We start from the raw sequence: 6,744 nt of genomic DNA, 5'->3' as shown, positions 1-6,744 counted from the left end.
TCAATGATTGGCAAAGACCCATTGGATTTAAACGGCCAAATCGCCTTTGTGACCGGCGCGGGCCAAGGCGCCGGTCGAGCAATAGCCTTGGCGCTGGCGCACCATAATGCCGGCGGCATCGCCGTTAACGATTTTGTAAGCGAGCGGGCCCAAGCCGTTGCCGACGAGATACTCGCCCTAGGCATTCCCGCCGTGGCCGCCCAAGCTGATGTTGGCGACCACGCGTCAGTTCAGGCCGCAATGCATTTCGCAGAGAAGGCGCTAGGCCCGATCACACTGCTAGTCAATAATGCGGGGAATGCTGGGCCGTCAGCGACGATGCAACTCTCGCCACTATTTTGGGAAAGCGCGCCAGAGGATTGGGACCGATTCTTTCACACCAATTTAAAGGGTGTCATGAATTGCTGCCATATTGCGTTACCCGGCATGGTTAAGCAGGGTAAGGGGCGAATTGTGACAATAGTATCGGACTCTGGCCGCGTCGGTGAAGCACGTCTCGCCGCCTACTCGGCGGCAAAAGCGGGTGCCAACGGTTTTATGCGCTCAATCGCTAAGGAGGCGGGCCGCTATGGAATTACCGCCAACGCCATTTCACTGTCCACGTTAGAGCCCCAATTAAGTGAAGACGAATTGGCGGCTTTTTACGCGAATGATCGCGTAAAATCACAACTCTCGCGCTACACCCTGCGCCGTTTTGGTCAAGGCGAAGACGTTGCCGGCATGACCTTATTTCTGTGTTCCGATGCCGCCGCGTGGATTACTGGGCAAACCTACCCGGTTAACGGCGGCTTTAGTTTTGCACAGTAACATCACCCTCATGCCCCTATTCCAAAGGAGAAGCATCATGCCCGCGCCCAGTAGCATGCATGGCAAGGCCGCACTCATTACCGGCGCCGCGGCGGGACTCGGCAGGGCCACGGCACTGACGCTGGCCCGTGCCGGCGCTGATGTTTGCCTAGTTGACATCAACGCCGGGGCACTTGAAAAAACAGCGCAGGAATGTCGCGATATTGGCGTTCACGCACTTGCCTATGCGACCGATTTAAGCAGCGCAGATAACTGCCGCGCGGCAGTTACCGCCGCGCTAGAATCTTGCGGCCGACTCGACGCCCTGTGCAATATCGCAGCGGTATTTATTCCCTGCCACAGTGCCGAAATGAACGATATCCAGTGGGAAAAAACCCTCGCTGTAAATCTCAGTGCACCATTCTATTTAATCCAAGCCGCCCTGCCACAATTACTCGCCAATAAGGGCGCCGTCGTCAATGTCACGTCCTGCGCCGCACATATGGGTCAGGCCTACTTAGCCGGATACACGGCAAGTAAAGCAGCGCTAACACATCTCACTAAATCACTTGCAATGGAGTACATGCACCAAGGCATACGTTTTAACTGCGTAGCGCCCGGCGGCATGATGACCGAGCTTGCCCAAGGTTTTCGCAATTTACGCAATCCCGACCCAGAATTATTGAAGCGCTATTCACCCCTGCGAGGCTTAGTGGAAATCGAACACGTAGCCGAGATGGTCGCGTTTCTCGCCACCGACGCCGCCGCAGGCTATCACGGCGCGGTTATCAATATCGACAACGGGATAACCGCCGGTTAAATCGTGTCAACGCTAAAGGAGTTCGTAAATGAATATCGACCAAGATGCCCTCAACACTTTGCTTGCCAAAGACGCAATACGCGAACTTGTGGCCTTGTACTCTCGCGGCGTAGATCGCAAAGATCCCGCACTGCTACGTGATCTTTACACTCACGATGCCACCGATACTCACGGCGACACGTTTGATGGTTGCGCCGAAGACTACGTAGATTTTTTAGAAAATGCATTCCCTTATATGCGCTATAGCGGTCACCACATTTGCAACCATTTAATTTCTGTTAACGGCAATGAAGGCGAAGGTGAAGTCTACGCACTTGCCTACCATATTATTCCCGATCGCAGTGGCGGCTGGATCGAAGACACCATGGCCGTTCGCTATATCGACCGCTACCGCAAAGAAGACGACGGCCGCTGGCGCTTTGCACAACGTGTTGTGTCTTACGACCTGCGCAGCCAACGTCCTGTCACCCCAACAGAGAGCGCGCCCGACCCCAGCGCGACCCTATTGAGCAGCGCACTTTTTGCGCGCGGCGCTCGCCATTAACCATTGCTCAGTTAGACATGATTAATCACCCAATATAGGTACCAATAAAAATGTGGCATATGAGATTTATTAGCGCATGGCTTCCACTTGCAACTGGCCTTACGCTACTTATCTATAGCGGCTACTACGCCAAAAATGCTCTCATCTTTACAACATTGCCGGCGGCATTAATGATTGCCGGTGGCATGCGAATGTTACTCAACCCCGATCTGCGTGGCCCGCAACACGCGGCGCTCGGCGGCGTCGTTGGCGCCCTGCTGGCATTCCCCATCGCCCTGAGCTACGGCGCCCTAATTGCTGCCGCAATGTTTGGTGTTTCTATTTGCGCGTTTATTGCTAGCGGTTGGTTCCAATTACATCTGCAACCTAAATTGCAGGATATACCCGCCCCATTACCCAACCTGGCCTACAGCGCCAAAGTGGCCGTAGACAACGCCTTTTTAAGCCTCATGGCGTGGCTTGCACCGTTGCCGTCAGCCACCTTACTCACCGAAGTGGTTGCCGAATCCAAGGCAGCCCACGAAATATTTATTAAAAATGGCTGGCTAGACAAACCAGAAAGCTATCACCAACAGCCGCCCGAGATAGAATCTTGTGAGATTACGAGCTTACGGCTTGGCGGATTAGAGTGCGAATACCTTAAAGTGGAAAGCGGCTATCTGCCGCCCGCCGCGCTACCAGGAAGTGACCGCTGGCTGAGCTACACGGAAAACAAAACAAGCCATGCATTGATACTACGCAGAAAAGAACCCGCGCCGTGGTTAATTTGCGTTCATGGCTTTGGCATGGGCAACCCCAAGCAAGATTTTGCCGCCTTTAGAGCCAAGCATATCTTTGCAACGATGAAGGTAAACATTGCTTTATTCACGTTGCCGGTACATGGCCCACGCGCCCCCAAAGGATTTAATGGTGCGAAATTCATGGCCTTGTCGCCGATGGATTTTGTTCACGCTGAGTCCCAGGCAATCTGGGATCTACGCAGGCTCATAGGCTGGATTCGCAAACAGGGCGCGACGAAAATAGGCATCTCCGGCATTTCCTTGGGCGCTTACACCAGCGCGGTATTGGCAAGCATTGAAGACAATTTAGATTGCGTTATCGCCGGCGTGCCACCCGCGGATATGATGGCAACCGGAGATTATTTAGCCAGCTCCTTGGAACGACGCCTAATGGCAGCGGCGGGCTATGATGCTGACCGTGACCGCGCGATCCAGAGCGTTGTCTCGCCCTTATCACTCAAGCCACGCGTCCCACATGATTGCCGTTTCATGTTCGCCGCTACCGGTGATCAGTTTGTTCCGATCGAACAAATCAACGCACTTTGGCAGCATTGGCAGCAACCTAAGATTAGCTGGTGTACAGGTGGGCATGTATCGGCACTGATGCAAAAAGCACCGCGAACACTGATCGATGAAGCGATTGCTAAAACGCTATGCGCGCCTTAGCAATCGGAGTCCTTACACGCTTTCTTTGTCGGCGGCAGCACTCACTTTGTCTGCCGCAGCAATGACTTCCTGCGCGGCCACTTCAAGGCATTCACGATAAAAATCAGCATCGGGCACCATCTTGCGACAGGCAACAAACGAGAACATGAACTGGCCGTTATAACTACCAACACTATGCAATACACCGCCGCCATCCATTAGCGGTGGACTGCCAAATAGTTTTACTGCTTTAGCGCCAAGAAAATAGATTGGCGTCGCTGGCCCCGGCACATTTGTCACCATCGTATTACAAAATGAACTTCCGTTAGCCACCACAAGGGGTACAGCGCGCGCAACTGCGCCGATTAATGCGCCGGGTAGTTTATAAACCACTTTCAGCAATACCGACATCACCACACCGTCTTGCATGGCCTTTTTCTTGCCAGTCTGCACGGTAATTGAACGCAGCCGCTCAATGGGGTCGGCAATATCGGTGCGCATTGATACTCGGGTAATCGCTATCTGGTTACCCGTCGCGTCGGCACTGTCTGGGGTGCGTATCGAGATTGGCACCACCGTAACAAGGGACTCTTTCGGTAAACCTTTCTTAGCGGCGAGGTAGCGACGCATGCCCTGTGCAACGATTGTCAGACAAACATCATTAATTGTTGCGCCTTCCACCGAACGCCGAACTCGCTTCATATCTTCGAGTGAGCAAACTGCGTAATCAAAGATTCGATGTGCCGAAATCGGTCCGTTGAGCATGCTGGGCGGCGCTTTCAAGTCAATATCGTCTTCGCTACTTTGCGCGAATACACTCTTCACCAATGCGGTTGCATTCGCTAACACTGGACGAACCAGTACAAAAGGGCTGCGAATACTGTTGATCGCCGCGCGACGCATTAAACTCAAACTGGACGGCTCGGCCTCTGGCTGCCAATTGTCTTCGATAACAGCAGGCATTTTATCTGGGCTATCTTGGTGAAGCGCATTAATGATTGCCACACCCGTCTTACCGTCAACCGCGCAGTGATGCACTTTTAGCACGGTGGCAAAACAACCTTTAGGAAGACCTTCAATGCCATCTAAACCCTCGATAACGGTCATCTCCCACGGCGCTCGCGCTAGATCGAGGGGCCTAGAGATTAAGCGCGACACCTGTTCGCGAAACTGCGTCCAGTTACCTGGCTTGGGCAGCGCGATATGGCGCATATGAAAATCCAAGTCGAAGTCTTTGTCCTCAACCCAATAAGGGTGATCAACATCAAAGGCCACCCGCACAATCTTTCGACGAAACGCCGGCGCGGCGGGCAAACTCACCCGCACTGCCTCAACAATATCTTCAAAGCTCGGCGGCTTACCCGGACACGTCGAGGGATCGTAGACACTGACAGTTGATACATGAAACGGGGTTCCCGCGCTCTCTAAAAATAATAGCGCGGCATCGATAGGGTTAAACTGCAGCATAAACGCTCCAAAATGATCGGCGAATTTATAATTATAGAGTGCCAACCCAATTAATGCACATAAGCCTGCGCATTAAATCACCTTTGTTTCTGAATAGTAAAAATGACTCTCGACTCAATACGTGACAACTACGCCATTCTCGGTGCGATCGCCCGCTTGGTAAAGCTGGTCATTTGCAACAAGTTTCGGGCTACTTTACCTAGACGCAATGGCTTCCAATTATCGCGCTGCTGCGGAAGCAACTTGTGTAGCAAATACAACACTAAAGCATTGTGAGTCATACCTGCATGACTGGCGCGAATACGAATATTCTGGCAGTGATCACTCTCACTCTTGTCTACACACATCTGCCAATCGGCAATACCGTCACTGCAAGTAAAAACCGAAGTAAATGGCACCGGCGGTGTTTTATTGACCAATTCAGAATAATGCGACAGCTCATCATGATCGGCAGGGTTTAATAATTTATACAGTCTGCGAACATTTTTACTCTCAATTGCATCTGTCGCCACAAGAGAAACATTAAAGGGTGAACCCAGCGTAATCACCTGCCGAATTAAATCCGGTTCACTATTGGCAAGAGCACGCGCGTAAAAACCACCCAGACTCCACCCTATTAATGTGATTGGCCCACCCGTTTCTGCGTTAAGGCGCCTCACTTCTTTCATGGTTTTTTCAAAGACATCTTTACGCATACCAAAATTTGCGCCATTACCCCAACCCACCGCGGTATACCCCATAAGATTTAGGGAGCCGCGCAATTGCGCTGTTAGAACATCGTTGGCCATAAAACCGGGAATAACCATAACGCCGTGGCCGTCGCCATGACGGCTGTCGTGAAGCAGGGGTTTGAGAACAGTGAATGCGGCAGCTTCATATAATGCGCGAACTTCAATAATACGATGGAAAAGACGGAGCTTATTACTTACGGCCATTTAACATCTCCCGCGCAAGCCCTACAGCAGATTGCGCATTTCATTTATTAGTCTTTTTATAATCCAATGAATTAAGCATAAACTAAATTAAACGCTTTTAGGAAAGTATTAAAGTAATTCGGCTGCGTATATTACCTACGTCGATCACCGCACCAAACGGCTACAAAAAAAATGTTTTTAAAAACAGCCAGTTAACCGACGCTGACAACCACGATTAAACCGTAAAAAAACCTTTAAACTGCATATTTTTATAATCAATCTCAAAAAAAAGGGAGGCTTAGCACTACGCCACAGGAGAAAAGCGCACCGCAATCAGGCCAGCGCTATGTCGCCAACGAGCTGGCTCCCGCCCATAACTAACATAAATAAGGTGACTAAGCCCGCCACCCTCGCAAGCGGCTACCGGCGTCGCAATTTACAATTTCGCAGTTAATAAACCGCCCTTCCTCCGAGGCAAGGAAGATCGCCAAATTAGCAATATCTTCGGCCTTGCCATGAAGATCTGATAGCTGCATAGCCTGCACCCGGTCATAGGTTTCCTGACTTAAGCTCTGCTTGCTAGCCGCCGTTTCCATAATGCCCGGCGCAATGGCATTCACCCTAATTCCGTCTTCGGAATAGACATTCGCCATACCGTAGGTAAGCGAATTCAACGCCGCTTTGGTCACTCCGTACACGGTCGCTGGCGCATAGCTAGCGATCGAAGATTGGTTAATAATCAGCCCCTTGGCGCTAGCCAAAGAGGATCTCAAGACCTCCGCAATCAAC

7 protein-coding genes are annotated in these 6,744 nt (G+C 51.5%); 4 read left to right on the top strand and 3 right to left on the bottom strand.

Annotated elements, in window-relative coordinates:
- From ABYT30_RS13510 to ABYT30_RS13495, 4 genes are all read left to right on the top strand, one after another.
- The coding region (locus ABYT30_RS13510; protein WP_373096973.1) for an SDR family NAD(P)-dependent oxidoreductase at positions 1 to 807 on the top strand (807 nt) is incomplete at its 5' end.
- Positions 808 to 844: 37 nt separating this feature from the next.
- Positions 845 to 1,606, top strand: coding sequence for an SDR family NAD(P)-dependent oxidoreductase (locus ABYT30_RS13505; RefSeq protein WP_373082318.1), 762 nt, complete (start codon positions 845 to 847; stop codon positions 1,604 to 1,606).
- A 28-nt stretch (positions 1,607 to 1,634) separates the two neighbouring features.
- Positions 1,635 to 2,150 carry a nuclear transport factor 2 family protein gene (locus ABYT30_RS13500; protein WP_373082319.1) on the top strand — a complete coding sequence of 172 codons (516 nt, stop codon included), beginning with the start codon at positions 1,635 to 1,637 and terminating at the stop codon, positions 2,148 to 2,150.
- Positions 2,151 to 2,209: 59 nt separating this feature from the next.
- Entirely contained in the window at positions 2,210 to 3,595 is a 1,386-nt protein-coding gene (locus ABYT30_RS13495) for an alpha/beta hydrolase family protein (protein ID WP_373096971.1), read from the top strand.
- Between the two features lie 12 nt (positions 3,596 to 3,607).
- Here ABYT30_RS13495 and ABYT30_RS13490 read toward each other — a convergent pair whose 3' ends face one another.
- The 3 genes from ABYT30_RS13490 to ABYT30_RS13480 form a co-directional block, all read right to left on the bottom strand.
- On the bottom strand, positions 3,608 to 5,041 hold the full coding sequence (locus ABYT30_RS13490) for a wax ester/triacylglycerol synthase family O-acyltransferase (protein WP_373083207.1): 1,434 nt from the start codon (positions 5,039 to 5,041) through the stop codon (positions 3,608 to 3,610).
- A 128-nt stretch (positions 5,042 to 5,169) separates the two neighbouring features.
- Positions 5,170 to 5,976 carry an esterase/lipase family protein gene (locus tag ABYT30_RS13485; RefSeq protein ID WP_373096969.1) on the bottom strand — a complete coding sequence of 269 codons (807 nt, stop codon included), beginning with the start codon at positions 5,974 to 5,976 and terminating at the stop codon, positions 5,170 to 5,172.
- Between the two features lie 374 nt (positions 5,977 to 6,350).
- Positions 6,351 to 6,744: SDR family NAD(P)-dependent oxidoreductase (locus tag ABYT30_RS13480; RefSeq protein ID WP_373096967.1), on the bottom strand; the 394-nt coding region annotated here is incomplete at its 5' end.

This window comes from Zhongshania sp. (genome assembly GCF_041623545.1).
GTDB lineage: Bacteria > Pseudomonadota > Gammaproteobacteria > Pseudomonadales > Spongiibacteraceae > Spongiibacter.
This window is presented reverse-complemented; position numbering and strand designations above follow the sequence as displayed.

Excerpts from the sequence above, each read along its gene's own strand:
- ABYT30_RS13505 (WP_373082318.1), top strand. The coding sequence starts at position 845 with ATGCCCGCGCCCAGTAGCATGCATGGCAAGGCCGCACTCATTACCGGC.
- ABYT30_RS13495 (WP_373096971.1), top strand. The coding sequence starts at position 2,210 with ATGAGATTTATTAGCGCATGGCTTCCACTTGCAACTGGCCTTACGCTA.
- ABYT30_RS13485 (WP_373096969.1), bottom strand. The coding sequence starts at position 5,976 with ATGGCCGTAAGTAATAAGCTCCGTCTTTTCCATCGTATTATTGAAGTT.
- ABYT30_RS13490 (WP_373083207.1), bottom strand. The coding sequence starts at position 5,041 with ATGCTGCAGTTTAACCCTATCGATGCCGCGCTATTATTTTTAGAGAGC.
- ABYT30_RS13500 (WP_373082319.1), top strand. The coding sequence starts at position 1,635 with ATGAATATCGACCAAGATGCCCTCAACACTTTGCTTGCCAAAGACGCA.